The 17460-nt window shown below is 65.1% G+C and carries 13 protein-coding genes and 2 tRNA genes; 9 read left to right on the top strand and 6 right to left on the bottom strand.

The window, feature by feature from the left end; genetic code table 11:
- Positions 1-12: 12 nt before the first annotated feature.
- The 4 genes from serS (at position 13) to DSM100688_RS06080 (ending at position 2886) form a co-directional block, all read left to right on the top strand.
- Complete coding sequence (serS, locus tag DSM100688_RS06095) at positions 13-1299, top strand: serine--tRNA ligase (protein WP_152358244.1); 1287 nt, start codon at positions 13-15, stop codon at positions 1297-1299.
- A 98-nt stretch (positions 1300-1397) separates the two neighbouring features.
- Positions 1398-1482, top strand: a tRNA-Ser gene (locus DSM100688_RS06090).
- A gap of 360 nt (positions 1483-1842) precedes the next feature.
- Positions 1843-2460: an HAD family hydrolase gene (locus DSM100688_RS06085; protein WP_204316692.1), complete on the top strand. Its 618-nt coding sequence runs from the start codon at positions 1843-1845 to the stop codon at positions 2458-2460.
- A 198-nt stretch (positions 2461-2658) separates the two neighbouring features.
- Entirely contained in the window at positions 2659-2886 is a 228-nt protein-coding gene (locus DSM100688_RS06080) for a hypothetical protein (protein ID WP_152358243.1), read from the top strand.
- A 231-nt stretch (positions 2887-3117) separates the two neighbouring features.
- On the opposite strand, the gene DSM100688_RS06075 is transcribed toward DSM100688_RS06080, so the two are convergent.
- Positions 3118-3825, bottom strand: coding sequence for a LuxR C-terminal-related transcriptional regulator (locus DSM100688_RS06075; RefSeq protein ID WP_152358242.1), 708 nt, complete (start codon positions 3823-3825; stop codon positions 3118-3120).
- Entirely contained in the window at positions 3822-5480 is a 1659-nt protein-coding gene (locus DSM100688_RS12070) for an ATP-binding protein (protein ID WP_152358241.1), read from the bottom strand. Before DSM100688_RS12070 ends, DSM100688_RS06075 begins: the two co-directional genes overlap by 4 nt.
- A gap of 113 nt (positions 5481-5593) precedes the next feature.
- On the opposite strand from DSM100688_RS12070, the gene DSM100688_RS06065 reads away from it, so the two are divergent.
- Positions 5594-7486 carry a PspC domain-containing protein gene (locus tag DSM100688_RS06065; protein ID WP_163146894.1) on the top strand — a complete coding sequence of 631 codons (1893 nt, stop codon included), beginning with the start codon at positions 5594-5596 and terminating at the stop codon, positions 7484-7486.
- Between the two features lie 143 nt (positions 7487-7629).
- The gene (locus DSM100688_RS06060; protein ID WP_152358239.1) at positions 7630-8760 is read left to right on the top strand and encodes a hypothetical protein; all 1131 of its coding nucleotides are present in this window, start codon (positions 7630-7632) and stop codon (positions 8758-8760) included.
- 340 nt (positions 8761-9100) lie between these two features.
- Here the strand turns inward: DSM100688_RS06060 and DSM100688_RS06055 are convergent, their stop codons facing one another.
- The 4 genes from DSM100688_RS06055 to DSM100688_RS06040 form a co-directional block, all read right to left on the bottom strand.
- Positions 9101-9733, bottom strand: coding sequence for a DUF4125 family protein (locus DSM100688_RS06055; protein WP_152358286.1), 633 nt, complete (start codon positions 9731-9733; stop codon positions 9101-9103).
- Between the two features lie 24 nt (positions 9734-9757).
- A complete protein-coding gene (locus DSM100688_RS06050) occupies positions 9758-11995 on the bottom strand; it encodes a DUF4037 domain-containing protein (protein ID WP_152358238.1) in 2238 nt (745 codons plus the stop codon).
- A gap of 180 nt (positions 11996-12175) precedes the next feature.
- Complete coding sequence (locus DSM100688_RS06045; RefSeq protein WP_152358237.1) at positions 12176-13363, bottom strand: MFS transporter; 1188 nt, start codon at positions 13361-13363, stop codon at positions 12176-12178.
- A gap of 86 nt (positions 13364-13449) precedes the next feature.
- Positions 13450-13523 (bottom strand) — tRNA-Pro (locus DSM100688_RS06040).
- Between the two features lie 104 nt (positions 13524-13627).
- Between DSM100688_RS06040 and lysS the strand changes: the two genes are divergently transcribed.
- The 3 genes from lysS to DSM100688_RS06025 all read left to right on the top strand — a co-directional run bounded on the left by lysS (position 13628) and on the right by DSM100688_RS06025 (position 17249).
- Positions 13628-15307 carry a lysine--tRNA ligase gene (gene lysS / locus DSM100688_RS06035; protein WP_152358236.1) on the top strand — a complete coding sequence of 560 codons (1680 nt, stop codon included), beginning with the start codon at positions 13628-13630 and terminating at the stop codon, positions 15305-15307.
- A 64-nt stretch (positions 15308-15371) separates the two neighbouring features.
- Complete coding sequence (gene menA / locus DSM100688_RS06030) at positions 15372-16397, top strand: 1,4-dihydroxy-2-naphthoate octaprenyltransferase (RefSeq protein ID WP_152358235.1); 1026 nt, start codon at positions 15372-15374, stop codon at positions 16395-16397.
- Positions 16398-16508: 111 nt separating this feature from the next.
- Positions 16509-17249 carry a phosphoglyceromutase gene (locus tag DSM100688_RS06025; protein WP_152358234.1) on the top strand — a complete coding sequence of 247 codons (741 nt, stop codon included), beginning with the start codon at positions 16509-16511 and terminating at the stop codon, positions 17247-17249.
- Positions 17250-17460: the final 211 nt, after the last annotated feature.

The raw sequence follows: 17460 nt of genomic DNA, 5'->3' as shown, positions 1-17460 counted from the left end.
AGGCTGGGACGCATGCTTGATATTCAATTCATTCGTGAACATGCCGACGTCGTCAAGGAATCGCAGCGCAAGCGCGGCGAATCCGTCGAACTCGTCGACGAAGTGCTCAAGTCCGACGAGACCCGCCGCACCGCCCTCAAGGAATTCGAAGCCGCCCGCGCCCAGCAGAAGGAAATCGGCAAGAAGGTCGCCGCCGCCCCGGCCGACGAGAAGGCCGCGCTCATCGCGCAGACCAAGGACCTCGCCGCCAAGGTCGCCGAATACAAGGCCACCGCGGACGCCGCCGCCGAGGAATACACCACCGCCATGTGGAAGCTGTCTAACATCGTCGAACCGGAGGCTCCGGAAGGCGGCGAGGACGACTACGTGGTCGTCAAGAAGGTCGGCCAGATCCGCGACTTCGCGGCTGAAGGCTTCGAACCGAAGGATCACCTGACCCTCGGCACCGAGGTCGCCGGCATCGACATGCGCCGCGGCGTCAAGGTCGGCGGCTCCCGCTTCTACTTCCTGCGCGGCGCGGTCGCCCGCATGCAGATCGCCATGCTCACCATGGCCGTCGACCAGGCCGAGCAGCACGGCTTCGTGCTCGCCATCACCCCGACGCTCGTGCGCCCCGAAGTCATGCGCGGCACCGGCTTCCTCAACTCCCACGCCGACGAGATCTACCGTCTGCGCGAGCCCGACGACCAGTACCTCGTTGGCACCTCCGAAGTGGCGCTCGCCGGCATGCACGAGAACGAGATCCTCGACCTCGGCAACGGCCCGCTGCGCTACTGCGGCTGGTCGTCCTGCTACCGCCGCGAGGCCGGCGCCGCCGGCAAGGACACCTCCGGCATCATCCGCGTGCACCAGTTCGACAAGGTCGAGATGTTCGTCTACGCGAAGCAGGAGGACTCCTACGCCGAGCACCAGCACCTGCTCGAAATGGAGCAGGAGATGCTCGCCAAGGTCGAGGTGCCGTACCGCATCATCGACACCGCCGCCGGCGACCTCGGCTCTTCGGCCGCCCGCAAGTTCGACTGCGAGGCGTGGGTGCCGACCCAGGGCCGCTACCGCGAGCTCACCTCCACCTCGAACTGCACCGAGTACCAGGCCCGCCGCCTCAACATCCGCGAGCGTACGGCCGACGGTTCGACCCGCCCGGTGTCCACGCTGAACGGCACGTTGGCCACCACCCGCTGGCTCGTCGCGATCCTCGAGAACCACCAGCAGAAGGACGGCTCCATCGAGATCCCGAAGGCCATGCGTCCGTACATGGGCGGCAAGGAAGTCATCGAGCCGACGAAGTGGGAGGCGTGACGTTTGCCGCCGCGGAAGGCGTGATTTCCACCCCCGCTGTATAATTGAACATCGTGCGTCTGCGTGGTCTGCTATGTCGACCGTGCCGGCGCACGCAAGGACAGGTGTCTGAGCGGCCTAAAGAGACGGTCTTGAAAACCGTTGTGGGGCAACCCACCGCGAGTTCGAATCTCGCCCTGTCCGCATGGTGAAGGGCTCCGGCGCGTCGCGTCGGAGCCCTTTGTCGTTCGTTTCCGGCTGCTCGTTCCCGGTCGTTTGTTTTCTGGCTGTTTGTTTTCCGGCTGTCCCTTTCCTCCCGTACCTGCACCCTCTAACGGACATACAGCCGATTTCAACGATGTAATCGGCTGTATGTCCGTTAGTAAGGGAACGGAAGATGGGGCACGGGGTGCGGAGGGGGCGGGGAGGGGGAGGCAGGGAAGATGAGTCTCATGGAACGTGACGATCGATGATCGTCGGTGGTGCGGTATCGTTGCCGTGCCGGCGCGGTATCGTTACCGTGGACTACCGCGGAACGACCATGATGGTGGAGGTGGGCGAATCATGATGACCGATGTGATTTTCGACTATTGCGACGTGCTGCTGGACTGGCGGCCGCGACTCGCGCTCGACGGCAAATATCCGAACGCCGAACTCGACGCGTTCTTCGATCGGTCCGCCGAGTACGGATTCTGGCATTATGACGAGCTGTCCGATCTCGGTTGGAGCGAGGATCGGATCATCGCCGACTACGCGGCGCACCATCACGCCGACACGATGGACGCCGGCTATCCGGTGCAGCTGTTCCGCGACTACTTCGACCGTCAGCAGCTCGCCCTGTACGACATGATCGACGGCATGCCGACGCTGCTGCACGATCTCGACGCGGCCGGTGTGCGACTGTGGGGACTCACGAACTTCACCGCGAAATTCGTGCACGCCGCGCATCGCAAGTTCCCGTGGCTGGGACTGCTACGCGATACCGTCGTGTCGTCCGAGGAACGCATCCACAAACCCGATCCCGAAATCTACCGTCGTGCGATCGCGCGGTTCGCCCTCGATCCGGCGACCACCGCGTTCGTGGATGACAAAGCGCGCAACGCGGATGCCGCCACCGCCGTCGGCCTCAACGGCATCCAGTTCCTCAACGCCGCGCAGGTGCGCGCGGCGCTCGGCCTGTAGCCGTTGCTGCATGCCCGCATTCGTCACGCATGGGCATGCGATGGTATGTACGTGTTGTCTATCGCGTGCGGAACGATCCCAGGTCACGGGATGGCGGATACGGTTCTTGTTCCATCGCGTGAGGAATCGTATCTGGTTTGCCTGGTCACGGGATGGCAAATCGGGTCGCTTTTCCATCCCGTGGGGGAGTGTTTGGTCATGGGACGGAATTCAATCGGTTCAATCCGTCGCGTGATCGCGGTATCGGTCAATGATGCGGTCATGATTGGTCACGGGATGGCAAAACAGCCGGATTTTCCATCGCATGACCAGCGTTGTGCTCACGCGATGGAAAATGGCGTGTATTTGCCGTCGCATGACCGGATATCGTGCGGAAAAGCGGCCACGGGATGGTTGTGTATCGAGTACATGCCATCGCGTGACTGATGCGACGGTCACGCGATGGAAAAACTGTCGCGTATGCCATCGCGTGACCTCGAAATGGGGAGTGTGGCACGGGGAAGGTCCGGCGTGCGAAACAGCCGTAACCGAGTGCCGATGATTGAAGATGGAGCCGGTTGCGGTTTTGTCTGGCGTGAAACGGTCGTAGCCGGGTGCTCATGATGTGGTGAAGGCCCGGCTGCGGCCGTTTCTGGTTGACGGTGAAAACAAAACCGGTTATACGATACGGCGGTCGGCGGCCCAGCGGGTGAGTTCGGTGCGGTTCGACAGCTGAAGCTTGCGCAGCACCGAACTGACGTGCGTCTCGACGGTCTTGATCGAAATGAACAGCTCCGCGGCGACCTCCTTGTAGGTGTAGCCGCGCGCGATGAGCCGCATCACCTCCTGTTCACGGGCCGACAGCCGGTCAAGCTCCTCGTCGTGTGCTCCGGCCGCGCCGTCCGCACCTGCCGCGCCGCCCACCGGCACGCCTTGGAACGCGGACAGCACGAATCCCGCCAGCTTCGGCGAAAACACTGCATAGCCCTCATGCACCTGCCGGATCGAATTGATGAGATCCTCGCCGGTGATCGTCTTGGTCACATAGCCGCGCGCCCCCGCACGGATCACCGATCCGACGTCCTGCGGCGAATCCGACACCGACAGCGCGAGAAACGCGGAATGCGGCGAATAGGCGAGCGATTTCGTAAGAATCTCCGCCCCGCCGCCGCCCTCGCCGCCCGGCACGTGCACGTCGAGCAGTACCACGTCCGGCTTGGTCGCGGCGATCATCGCCACCGATCCCTCCACATCCGGCGCCTGCCCGACGATCGTGAAATACGGTCGCAACGTCGCGATCACGCCCGCGCGGAACATTTCGTGATCGTCGACCACGGCCACACGGATCGGCGCGGCGATCCTGTGCGGTGCTTCCTGTTCGGTCATGATTTCCTCTCCTCGTGTGCGGACGCGCCATCGCCCGTATGCTGTGCCGCATCGTCCGCCGCGATCGGCATGTGCATGCGCACTTCGGTGCCCCACCCCGGCCTCGATACGATCTCCACCGTACCACCGCGCCGCCGAATGCGTCCGATGATCGACTCGCGGATGCCGAGCCGCCCCTCGGGAATCGCGTTCACGTCGAACCCGTCGCCGTGGTCGCGTACGAACACCTCGACCTGTGACGGCCCGGCCTCGCAGTACACGGACACCGGCTCGCCGCCGTGTGTCACCGCGTTGATGAGCGCCTGCCCGGTCGCGTCGAGCAGCGCGTCGGTCTGCGCGCTCGGCCGCGCATCGCCCACCGTCACCACTTCGATCGGCTTGCCGTGCTCGTCCTCGACGTGCGCGGCGATATCCTTGATGCCGGCGCTCACCGACCGGTCGGTCGTGGTGCGCTCCTGATACAGCCATTCGCGCAGTTCGCGCTCCTGCTGGCGTGCGAGCGTGAACACGGTCGTCGGATCGTCGCTGTGCAGTTGGATCAACGCCAACGTTTGCAGCACGCCGTCGTGCAGATGCGCGGTCATGTCGGCGCGCTCCTCCTCGCGTTCCTTCAACGCGCGTTCGGTGCCGAGCTCGCGAATCAGCGAACTGATCCACGGCACGATCGCGAACCCCACGCCGGCCAGCAGCATGAACCCGGCGAGGATGATTCGCCGCGGCGACGTGCCCCAGCCGGGAATCGCCGAGTTCATCACGAACACCGCGTACGCCACGAACAGCAGCGCCACGCTGCCCAGCATCGACCACAGCTGCCCGCCGGTCGCGTTGTATTGCAGCCATGCCACGCCGATGCCGGCCAGCGCGAGCAGAATCGGCAGGATCAGACCCGATTCGACGCCGCCGAGCGACAGCAGCACCGCGACGGCGATGCTGGCCATGCCGACCAGTGCGACCAGTGCTGGTTTGGGGGCGCGTCGCAGCGCTTCGGCGGGGCTTTCGGAGGTTCCGTAGAGGGCGTCGCGATCGGCGGCCATGTTGTCCGCATACGCTGTGTTGGCTGTGCTGTCCGTATTGACTGTGCCGGATGCGTCGGCTGGGTCGGTTGCGATGTGATCGGTGCTGGCTGACGGTCGCGGATCGGTGGTTGCGTGATCTGTGAAACTTCCTGTGAAACGTTGCGCGACCGGCGGTGTAGTGGACGGTACGGCAGGCGATGCGACTGGCGATACGGCGAACGGTACCGCGGATGATGCTGCAGACGATGCCGCGGGGAACGGCGACACAGTTGCGGCAATCGAAGTCCCTGGTTCGGATGGACCGAACGGCGACGACACCGGCGACATATTGCCGCGCGACAGCGGCGATCGGGCGACCGATGCCGCCGCCTGCGCCGCCGCAACCGGATCACCGACCGGCATGAACAGCCACAGGAACAGGTACGCTGCGGCTCCCGCGCCGAAACAGCACGTCGCCGCAATGAACACCAGCCGCACCAGATGCACGGACACGCCGAGATGCAGCGCGACGCCACGGCACACGCCGCACAGGATGCGCCCACGCTTCGGTCGCATCAGCGGCAGGCGCGGTGCACGCGGCGGCATCTGCGGCGGATACGGCATACTCGGTGGCGTCTGCGGGGATTCAGGTCGGGTCATGTTTCCATTGTGCCGCCTGACAGGGAATGACCGGGTGCGGAAACGCAAGGTTCAGGGGAGAATCAGGGTGTTCCCCGACCGCCCCGGCTCGTGCGGACTGCTGTAATGGAACCATGAGCAATTCGTATGGTTCCTGTCAGCAACCCCCGCAGCCTTCGCCGGGCCCGCAACCGCAGCCGCCACGGCGGTTCGATCCGGCCGCGAAGCTGTTTGCATGGATCCGCCGCAGCGGCATCGTGCGGTCCGACGACCGTTGGATCGGCGGCGTCTGCGGCGGTCTGGCCCGGTATTTCGCCATCAGTCCGGTATTGATGCGCGCGATCATGATCGCCGCGCTGCTGTTCGGCGGATTCGGCGCCGCGCTGTATGCGTTCGCGTGGCTGCTGCTGCCGGACGGTCGCGACGGCGGCATTCTGGGGGAGCGCCTGATCGCCGGCGACTGGGATTGGGCATGCCTCGGTGTGATTCTGTGCGCGTTGATCGGCATCGGGTTCCCCGGCGCGGGATTGTTCGCGGCGATGGCCGCGGCGTTCGTCCTGTGGCTGATCATCGAACGCGAGCTGCGTCGCCAGCGCGGTTACGGTGGGCCGGGATACGGCAAGCCCGGCTACGGCGGCCCGCAGTACAACGGTCCGCAGTACGGCGGCGCTCGCGGACCTGCCGGACAGGCCAATCGATCGGCATGGCCCGGTCCGCAGTCGTATCCGATGCAGCCGCCGGCCGGACCGACCGATGGTGCGTACGTCAATCCCGCGCGAGGATACGATCGATCCGCCGACCGGTTCACACAGCAGACGGCAGACGGTACGTCGTCCACGACCGCGCACAACGACCATAGCGACGCCGGGCATCCGTACGCGGTACCGTCACCGTCGGCCTCGTCGATGCCGCAGCAGCCGTCACCGTACGGCAATACCAGCAATACCGGCACCGCCGGCGCACCGCAGCCCGCCGCCGCGACCATGCCCCCGATGGCCTCCCCCTACCGCGCACCGCAACCCAAGCCGGCCCCGGTCATCGCCCGCCGCAAGCCGGCCGGACCGTTCGTCGTCGCCATGACCATTGGCCTGGCGTCCATCTTCGCGGCCGTCGCCCTGTACCTGACGGACAGTTACACGCTCACCTCGCTGACCCGATCCGCAACCCTGTGGATCGGCGCGACCTGCGTGCTCATCGGCCTGACGATCCTCGTGCTCGGCATCCGCGGCCACCGCGCGGGTGGACTCGTGCCGGTCGCATGGATCGCCGGCATCACCGCCGTGTGCATCCTCGCCGTTAACGTCACCTACACGTACGTCGCCGCACGGTACGCCGACGCCTACCGGTCGCACGAAGTCGTCGACGTCCACGGATACACCGACTACGACGGCACGATCACGTACTCCGCCAACGACAATCTCGACCACGACAGCGCACAGTTCGCGCATCTGAGCGACGGCGTCGTCTTCGACGGCACCAACTACGACAACGATCTCGTGCACATCGACCTCACCGACTACGCACGACGGCCGAAGCACGTCGCCACCCTGCACAACGGCACCACCGTGCGCACGAACTGCCCGAGCGGCACCATCCGCCTTTCCGCCTCACAGACGCGGGTGGTCATCACGCTGCCCACCGGCTGCCCGTTCGCGTTCGGCACCGACGACCTGTCCATGTTCGGCGGCAACACGTACGGCGGACGGTACGCGGTGACGATCGGCACGCAGGGCGACGGCATCGATTTCGGCAGTTCTACGTTCTCGCAACGGTCGTATATGGACGGCGCCGCGCGGAACAGCGGCGGCTCGTCTGCGATCGCCGCGCTGAACGACGCGAACGGTGCGGACGCGCCGGCATGGCTGCGCGACTACGACTACTATCCGTCCGACAACTCGGAGCTGTTCATCGACACACAATACCTGCTCAGCGCGCAGGTGTTCGTGCGCTATCCGGCGAACACGGTCGGCGACAACGCGGACCTGTTCGGCGCGAACGCGGCTGCCAAGGACCAGAAAAACGGCTAACGACCGCGGTTGTTGCTGACGGTTCGCGCGGCGGCCTGCGTGAGTTGCGTGACTTGCGCGGGCTGTGCGGCGGCCGGCTCGGGCTGTGCGGCTTGCGTGATGGCTGCGGTGACGATGATATATGACGTACTAAAGGAGTGACGATGACGAACGAACAGCGTGACGGACGGATTGAGCAGGGCGATCAGGCCGATCAGATGGCTCCGGCTGATCACATCGGTCAGACCGTACCGATGACCGTAGCGGCTGATGTGCCGATGAGTTCGGACACGGGCGCAGCGGCGGCCGACGGACCGGCGGATGCGTCCAGTGCGCCGGTGAGCGATCACGCGGTTGATGTACCGGTGACGACCGTGTTGCCGACCGCGCCGACGATTGCGCTGCCGGTCGCGCATGACGCCGCGACCACGACGGCGTTGCCGGTCGCGGACAACACGGCAGCGACCACAACGTTGACCGTCGGCGATACGACTGCGTTGCCAGCTGCGCCGACAACGGCGCTGCCGGTTGCGGACGATACCGTGGCGACGGTTGCGATGAGTGGCGAGACGGCGGCGTTGCATGCCGTGGATGACGGCACGACGACTATGCTGCCGGCTGTTGAGGATCGGGGCACGGCCGAAACGGCGATGCTGCCGTCCGTGCCCGACCGTGGCGCGGCGGACACCGTGATCCTGTCTCCGGCGGCTGGTGTGGATGGCGAGACCCATGCGGGTGACGATGTGGATGATTCGGCGGTGTTGCCGTCCGCGACGGACGACACCGGCACCACCGGTGACGCCGATGTGGCGGAGATGCACGACGATGCCGGTGCGGATGATTCTGCCGAGGCGAACGGTGATGCTGCAGTGCGTGCCGGTGATAGTGCGGATCATGCGTATGCGCATGCCGGCATCGGTGATGACTCAGGCATGGCCGACGATCGTGCCGCTGATGCCGGTGTGGGCGCAGACGCTGACACTGCCGTGCCGCCGTCGCAGATCCCGTTGTATACGGCGCCGCCGCAATCTGATCCGCAGCCGGTCGCGCCGACGGTCATACGGAAAACCGGGCCGAGCGTCGCTACGATCGTATTGGGCGTGTGTGTGCTGGTGCTGGGCGTCGCGGGCGTGGTCTTCGGTTGGTACTTCCCGATCTCGTGGATGGCGTCGTGGACGTGGACGACCGATCCGCGCGTGTTCGCGGCCGTCGGATTCGCGGTGTTCGGCGGATTGATGGTGCTGGTCGCCGTGATCTGGGCGCTCGCCTCCATGGTCCGTTCCCGCAAGCCGTGACTCCTGACGGACATACAGCCGATTCGGGGCCTGAAAACGGCTGTATGTCCGTGAAGGGTGGCGGCGCATGGTGTCAGAAGCGTTCCTGACACTTGCAGCCCCTTCCCTTCAACGGACATACAGCCGTTTTCGTCCCCGAATCGTCTGTATGTCCGTTGAAGGGAAGGAGAGTGACGTATTAGGAACGTCTGCACACTGGAACGTCTCGCCGCCAGACCGTTCCACCGGTTATGCGCTCTTCCCTTCAACGGACATACAGCCGATTTTGCCTTGTAATCGGCTGTATGTCCGTTGGGCGGGGTGGGCCGCCACAAGGACGGGACGCCGTGACATCGTTACGCTACTGTGCGGCCTCGGCTTCGGCGAGGTCGGCGAAGCCGCCGAGTCGTACGGTCGCGCGAATCGTATCCTCGGTGAGATTACGGCCGGCGGTCGTATAATCGTCGATCATCCGTCCATACAACATCAGCGTCGCATCGGAATACGTACCGAGCTCGCCGCGCAGATACGTTTCGAACGACGTGGCCTCCGCCGTATCCTCGGCGGTGGTGAGTACGCGCATCGCCATGCCGAGTTTCGGATACCGCGCGCGAAAATCCGCCGCCCACGCGACCTGCGTGGCGATGATCCGCTCCTGCTCGGCGATCCGGTCACCGGACAGCCGCGGAATGTACGGTTCGATGTTCGTCCGGTATTCGGCCGGTGCCGTGGACGCCATCATGCGCCCGTATTTCTCGGTGACGAGATTGCGCCCGACCCGATCGGCCTCGGTCAGATCATCGAGATAACTGGTCAGCAGCGGTTCGGGCCATGTGAGGAACTGGCTCGTGCGCATCTGGTTGAACACCGGCCAGTTGCCTTGGCATGCAGCGCGGCCGCCCTCGTTGTTGGTGCGCTGGAACTGGTCCCATTCGCGGCGGACGATGCGTTCGATCAGCGCGGTGTTGCTTGCGTCGTTGCCATTGTCGGTCATATCGGTCATGTCGATCTCCGATCCTTACAGTGAACGCAGGCAGGCTGCATCGCCGCGGATATGCTCCTCGACATACGGACGCTGCCATTCGAGGAACGTCTCGTCGCTGCGGGTCAATCCCTCCCGCCGCAGTTCGGTCACGACCTCGGCGCAGATATGGTCGATCGTCTGCGTGATCTGCGCCGCCGCGGGAGCCGCGCCGCGTCCGCCCTCGCCGAATCCGGCGCCGCCGTAACACGCCGCTGAACTCAGCCGCAGCAGCGTCTCCAGCTGGTCGCCCACATCCGCCAATCGCGTCGCCACGCGCGCGCTCAGCCGCCGCAACGCCGCGAACCGCCACTTGTAATACGGCAGGTATCCCACCGTCACCGGGCCGTTCAACAGAAACACCAGCGACGCGGCCGCATCCACGAACTCGCCGATCGACAGCCACGCGGCCGCGCCGTCGCCGCGCTCCAGCATGCGCGGCACATTGTATTGCCCGGCCTGCGCCATCATGCCGAGTCGCCGTGAAATCAACGACAGCCGCACGTCGTCCGGCATGAACGTAAACGCCTGCCGGGCGGCCGAAAACTTGCCCAACGGATCGGCAAACACCGTGCCGTTCGTCGCCGCGGCCAGCGTCGACTCGTCCAACATCAGCCATTCGTGCGGACGATCGTCGCCCGGCGCCTCACGATACCCGGTGATCGACGCAAAGAAATCACCGATCGCGAACACGCCGTCGCGCCGACCGGCACCCTGCGCACGCGGCGTTGCCGAACCGTTCGCCGCATCGGCCCGCACATAGCCCATGAATTCGCGCGGCAACGCGTCGTAATCGGCCTGCAGCTGCGCGCCGATCGCCGCGTAATCCTCGGCGGTGAGCCACAGGCAAAACCGCGGGCCGAAATCATGATCCTGCGAAATCGCGTCGTCGAACCCGTAACATTCCGAGCCGTGGCCGACGAGTCCCGTCGCGATACGGCCCTGATACTGCGGGTATCGCTCGGCAATCATCGGCTTGCCGTACGTTTCCCAGTACGCGCGCGCCAGCTTGAGGCCGGACATGCGCGGACGGTCGGAACGTGGGGCGGCGGGCGACGATTGCGGCGACGATTGCGGTTGTTCGTGTGGCTGTAGTTGCGACGCGGGGGTGTGATGATCGGCGTCGTTGGCGTTGCTGTTGCCGTCGGCGGCTTCCGTGCCGAGATCGATCCCGGCCTGCCGCGCCGCATCCTCGGCCTGCGTGAGATTCTCCTCGGTGATGCGGTAGTAATCGGTGTCGCGTCCGTAGCATTCCTCGATCACGGCGAGCGACTGTCGGTACAGCCGCACGGCCCGCGCGTAATCGCCCGCCGCGAACCGCACCTGCGCATAGCCGGCCAGCGCGGACGCGTAATGCGCGCTGTGCTCGAGATGACCGGTGCGATAGATCTCCAGCGCGCGGGCCGCATGACGGTCGGCGTCGTCGAGTTTGTGTTCGGACAGCAGTACCAGCGCAAGATTCGTATGCGTGGACGCGACGTCGAGATCGGCGTCCGCGTTCGGACTGGATTCCTCGAGGATGCGCAGGGCCGTGCGCAGTTCGGTTTCGGCCTGATCGTTGCGATGCGTTTCGCTGTAGACCATCGACAGGTTGTTGTGGAGCGCGGCGAGACGACGGTCGGTGGGGGAGAGGGTGCGGGCGGCCGAGTCGAGCGCCATATGATACAGATCCTCGGCCTGATCGTAGTTGCCGGCCGCGCGTTGGCCGGTCGCCGCGTTGATGAGCGTGGTCGTCCACGCGTCGGTGCCTTCGATGCGCATTTTCGCGGCGAGCTCGAGCGCGCGCTGAATGACCCACTGGTTCTCCTGGTGCTTGCCCTGCGACCGATAGAAGCCCATCGTTTCGTTGAGTACGGTGAGCAGACCGGCGTCGTCGTCGGCGTTCTCCGCGTCTACGGCCGCCTGTTCGAGGTACGGGCCGGCTTTCGTTGCGGCCTCATGCGCGTCGAAGATCGCGTCGAGTCCGGCGAGGAACGCGTTGACGTCGAAGGTGGCGGGTTGGTCGGTGTCGGACTCGGACGATTGGTCGGTGGCTGACGGATCAGTGACTACTTGGCCGGTGGCTGACGGATTGGCGGCTGATTGGCTGGTGACTGTGCCGGCTGTACTGATGACGGACTGGTCGCCGGGCGCGTTTGACTCGTTGATCTCGTCGTCAGCGTTCGCGTATCCCTTCGCGTTGTCGATCGCTGCGCCGAACGCCTCCAGTCGTTTGAGCAGTTCGTCGTCGTCCATGTGCGCCTCCTTGCCGGTTCACTGTCATCCAGTGTACGGGCCGGTGCGGCGGAATGCGGCCGGCGCAGCCGTGATATCGCCGACAGCGTCCCTGTTGCCCGTTTCGCGCCTTGCTCCCTTACGGACATACTGCCGTTTTGTGTGCTTGTATCGGCTGTATGTCCGTTAGGGGTGGGTGGTTCAGACGTGGATCTCGCGCATGCGGGCCGCGGCGTCGGTGTGCGTCTCGCAACGGATGGAATAGAACGCGAGCAACCCCACGGCGAGCAACGCCAGCGGAATGCCGCCGAGGCCGGTGAACCGGTAGTCCATCGCGAACGTGGTGAGCATCGCGCCGCCGACCATCGAACCGACCGCGTTGCCGAAGTTGAACGCGACCTGCACGGCCGCGCCCGCGATCAGCTCGCCGCCGCCCTGGCCGGCCTCGGTCATGAGCAGCTGCTGGGGCGCGGAGATGAAGAACAGGCCGAACGCGATCCAGAACGTGAGCAGTCCGGTCGTGAACCGGTCGCCCGGCAGCAGCAGCACCATGACCAGGCCGGCGCACGAGATTGCCTGGCCGAGCGCCGCGGTGCCGGCGTGGCGCCACCGGTCGGTGACCCGCCCGCCGATCAGGCCGCCGACGACCATGCCGAATCCGGCGAGCATCATGAGCACCGGCACCAGCGAAGCAGGCCAGCCGCCGGTCTTCTGCAGCCACGGCGAGACGTAGCTCCACCAGCAGAACACGCCCGCGTTGCCGGTGAACACGGCCGCGAGAATCACCCACGGGCCGGGCTTGGACAGGAAGCGGAACTGTCCCTTGATGCCTGCGTCCCTGATCGGCGCGACGAACGGGACCCACGCGGCGACCAGCAGGATCGTCATCAGGGCCCATGCGGCGAGGACGGCGAACGCGAGACGCCAGGAGAGGAACTCGGCCATCAGGGTGCCGGCCGGCACGCCGAGCATGTTGGCGACGGTCTGCCCGGTCACCATCATCGAGACGGACTGCGCCTCCCTGCCCTTGTCGGCCAGGGTCTTGGCGATGAGCGTGGCGGTGCCGAAGAACGCGCCGTGCGGCAGGCCGGAGATGAACCGGGCCGCGATCAGCATCGGCGCGCTTATGGAGCACGCGCTCAGCAGGTTGCCGGCGAGCGCGATGAGCATGAACAGGATGATGAGGTTCCTGGGCGGCGTCTTGCGGCCGAACACGAGGATGAGCGTGCCGACGCACACGCCGATCGCGTACGCGGAGATGAAATGGCCGGCGGTCGGGATGTCGACGCGCATCGCGGCGGCGGCCTGGGGCAGGATGCCCATCATCACGAACTCGGCCGCGCCCAGGATGAACGCACCTGACGCCAACGCAAGTAGACTCTTCTTCATGTCGCCTCTGATCTTCCTTCGGTTCCTTCTCGTGCATGCAACGAAAAAAGGGAACCACCGAATACTCGATGATTCCCTTATTGCAGTCGGGCTGGCGGGATTTGAACCCGCGGCCTCTTCGTCCCGAACGAAGCGCGCTACCAAGCTGCGCTACAGCCCGTTTGGCAACGTCCGCTATATTACATGCTGACGGTCGGGAGTCAAACTTCGGCGTGTCGCGTTCCGTGGCCGTGCAGTATAACCCGGCCGCTACACTGAGACGTTATGTGTGAAACCCAAGAATCCCAAGCAAACGAGGAAGAAACCGTCGCGCCCGCGATGACCACGGTCGAGCGCGCCGAGATGCTGCTCAAGCAGGATGAGACGATCGCCGCGAAGATCAAGTCCGGTGCGACGCTGGATGAGGCGGTCGATCCGTCGAACAAGGAGTTCGGTCCGCTTGCGCACCCCGAGCAGGTGCAGATGCGTGTCGCCAAGCGTGCGATGATGCTTGACGCCGGCATTGCGCCGTACCCGGTGCATCTCGACGTGGACCACACCATCGAGGAGGTCCGTGCCCAGTACGACGGCAAGCTCGAGCCCGGTCAGGAGACCGAGGACATGGTCGGCATCGCCGGCCGTGTGCTGTTCCTGCGCAATGCGGGCGGCCTGTGCTTCGTGCAGCTGTCGGCCGGCGACGGCACGAAGATCCAGGGCATGATCTCGAAGAAGGAGATCGGCGCGGACTCGCTCAAGCAGTTCAAGCAGCTTGTCGATCTCGGCGACCACCTGTACCTCCGCGGCCGTGTGATCGTGTCGAAGACCGGTGAGCTGTCGGTGTTCGCGACCGAATGGGCGATCGCCGCGAAGGCCCTGCAGCCGTTGCCGGCGCTGCACAAGGACCTCAACGAGGACACCCGCACCCGCAAGCCGTACATCGGCATGATCGCGGACGAGAAGATCCGCAACATGGTGCGCAACCGTTCCAAGGCCGTCGCCTCGCTGCGCCGCACGTTCGACGACCACGACTTCATCGAGGTCGAGACGCCGATGCTGCAGACCGTGCACGGCGGTGCCGCGGCCCGCCCGTTCACCACGCACATGAACGCGTTCGACCTTGATCTGTACCTGCGCATCGCTCCGGAACTGTTCCTCAAGCGCTGCCTCGTCGGCGGCATCGACCGCGTGTTCGAGATCAACCGTGACTTCCGCAACGAGGGCGTCGACGCGACGCATGCGCCCGAGTTCACCATGGTCGAGGCGTACCAGGCGTACGGCACGTACGACACCATCGGCCGTCTCGTCAAGGAGCTCGTGCAGAAGACCGCGATGGACGTGTTCGGTTCGCACAAGGTCACGCTGCTCGACGGCACCGAATATGACTTCGGCGGCGAATGGAAGCAGATCAGCATGTACGACTCCCTGTCTGAGGCGCTCGGCGAGGAGATCGTGCCGAACGGCGGCCCGGACCACCCGGGCACGTCCGTCGAGCACCTCGGCGCGATCGCCGATAAGCTCGGCGTGGAACGCGACGATGTGGAGAACCATGGCAAGCTCGTTGAGCACCTGTGGGAGCACTTCTACGAGGACAAGCTGTACGAGCCGACCTTCGTGCGTGACTTCCCGGTCGAGACCAGCCCGCTCGTCAAGGGCCACCGCTCCAAGCCGGGCGTGGTCGAGAAGTGGGACCTCTACGTGCGCGGCTTCGAGCTGGCCACCGGCTACTCCGAGCTCAACGACCCGGTCGTGCAGCGCGAGCGTTTCGTCGCGCAGGCCAAGGACGCGATGGCGGGCGACGAGGAGGCCTGTGACATCGATGAGGACTTCCTCGAGGCGCTCGGCGTGGGCATGCCGCCGGCCGGTGGCATGGGCATGGGCATCGACCGACTGCTCATCGCCCTGACCGGCGCGACGATCCGTGAGACGATCACGTTCCCGCTCGTCAAGCCGATCGCGCTGAACTAAGGCTGACGTAGCATCATCCGTGGCTCCCCTCGCAGGGGAGCCACTGTCATAGAGGGGGTCAAGTATGGCCGTCGATCGGAAACTGTGGCTGGCGGGCACACGGCCGCGCACACTGCCGGCGAGCATCGCGCCGGTGATGGTGGGTGCGGCCTGCGCGTGGAACCATATCCAGACGCTCAACATCTGCATCCTGATCTACCCGGTGCCAGCGAAATGTGTGGCGAACCGTGCGCTGCTGGGCGAGCTGACGGGCCGCTTCTGGCCGGTCTCCATCCTGTGCGCGGTCGTTGCGCTGTGCTTGCAGATCGCCGTCAACTTCGCCAACGACTACTCCGACGGCATCCGTGGCACCGACGACGGCCGGTCGGTCCCCGAATCGTCCGCACCGCAGTCCATCTCGTCATCGTCAACCGAACCGCATCGTCAATCGACCGCCAAACCGCAGCGACTCGTCGCTTCCGGCGTGCCGCCGAAGCAGGTCCTCGCCGCCGCCGGCATCGCCGCCGGGATCGCATGCGTCGCCGGACTTATCGCGATCCTCATCGCGCACGCATGGTGGCTGTTCGCGGTCGGCGTACTCAGCCTCCTCGCCGGCTGGTTCTACACCGGCGGCAATCATCCCTATGGTTACGCGGGATTCGGCGAGCTTGGCGTGTTCCTGTTCTTCGGATTGGCGGCCGTGCTCGGCACCGAATACGCGCTCGCCGGCACGATCGACCTGATGGGCGTGCTTGCGGCCGTATGTTGCGGCCTCAACGCGATGTTGCTGCTCATGGTCAACAATCTGCGCGATATCAACGAGGATGAACGACACGGCAAACGCACGCTGGCCGTACGGCTGGGGGAGCGGGGCGCGCGCATCGCGCTGACCGTGTGCGTGGTGGTCGAGCTGCTGTTGTCGCTCGCGATCGTCGCCGTGCTGTGGTGGCCGTGGGGCGTGATCTTGGCGATCTCCGGCATCGTCGTGCCGCTGCGGATCCTGCGCAGTATCGAACGGCATGATTATCGCTGGGCGCTTGCGGATGCCGGCTACCAGACGCTGTTCTTCGCGGCGCTGATCGTGGTCAGCACGATCGCGTCCGGCATCTGACCTACCTTGTGATCGCGCTGACCGCACCGATGACCGTTCTGCCCGGCACGGATCGCCCGTTTTTCAGACAAACGCTCGTGTCTGGCCGCTCGGGGCGGTAGACTGGGCCGTATGACTTACAAACTAGTACTGCTCCGTCATGGACAGAGCGCATGGAACAAAACCAATCAGTTCACCGGCTGGGTCGACGTCCCGCTGACCGAGCAGGGTGAGGCCGAAGCCAAGCGCGGCGGCGAGCTGCTCAAGGAGAAGAACGTCCTGCCGGACATCGTCTTCACCTCGCTGCTGCGTCGTGCGATCAACACCGCCAACATCGCGCTGGACGCCGCGGATCGTCTGTGGATCCCGGTCGAGCGCAGCTGGCGTCTCAACGAGCGCCACTATGGCGCCCTGCAGGGCAAGAACAAGACCGAGATCCGCGAGGAGTACGGCGACGAGAAGTTCATGCTGTGGCGTCGTTCCTACGCGACCCCGCCGCCCGAGATCGACCCGAACGACCAGTATGCGCAGAACCACGATCCGCGCTACACCGGCGATCCGGTTCCGGAAGCCGAGTGCCTGGCGGACGTCGTCAAGCGCGTCGAGCCGTACTTCAAGTCCGACATCGAGCCGCAGCTCAAGGCCGGCAAGACTGTCCTGATCGCCGCCCACGGCAACTCGCTGCGTGCCATTGTCAAGATGCTCGACAACCTGACCGAGGAAGAGATCGCCAAGGTCAACATCCCGACCGCCATCCCGCTGCTGTACGAGCTTGACGACGACTTCAAGCCGGTCAAGCCGCGTGGCGAGTACCTCGACCCGGAGGCCGCCGCCGCCGGTGCCGCCGCCGTCGCCGCCCAGGGCCAGAAGTGATCTGATCCGATATCGGTTCATCGATAGCAAAGCCTCCCGCAAGGGAGGCTTTTTTCGTAGGTAGGTATCGATCATCCGATCCGCCGAGCGCGGCGCTGACACCACGCAATCGTCATGAATCATCATGAATCATCATGAATCGTGCGGAACCATCACCCAGTGCGCGCAATCACCAAGCGTGCGCGCACTCAGTGACGATTTACGTACCCGA

The sequence above is a fragment of the Bifidobacterium ramosum genome (assembly GCF_009299505.1).
GTDB lineage: Bacteria > Actinomycetota > Actinomycetes > Actinomycetales > Bifidobacteriaceae > Bifidobacterium > Bifidobacterium ramosum.
Note: the sequence above shows the minus strand (reverse complement) of the source record. Positions and strands in the feature narration are given on the sequence as shown.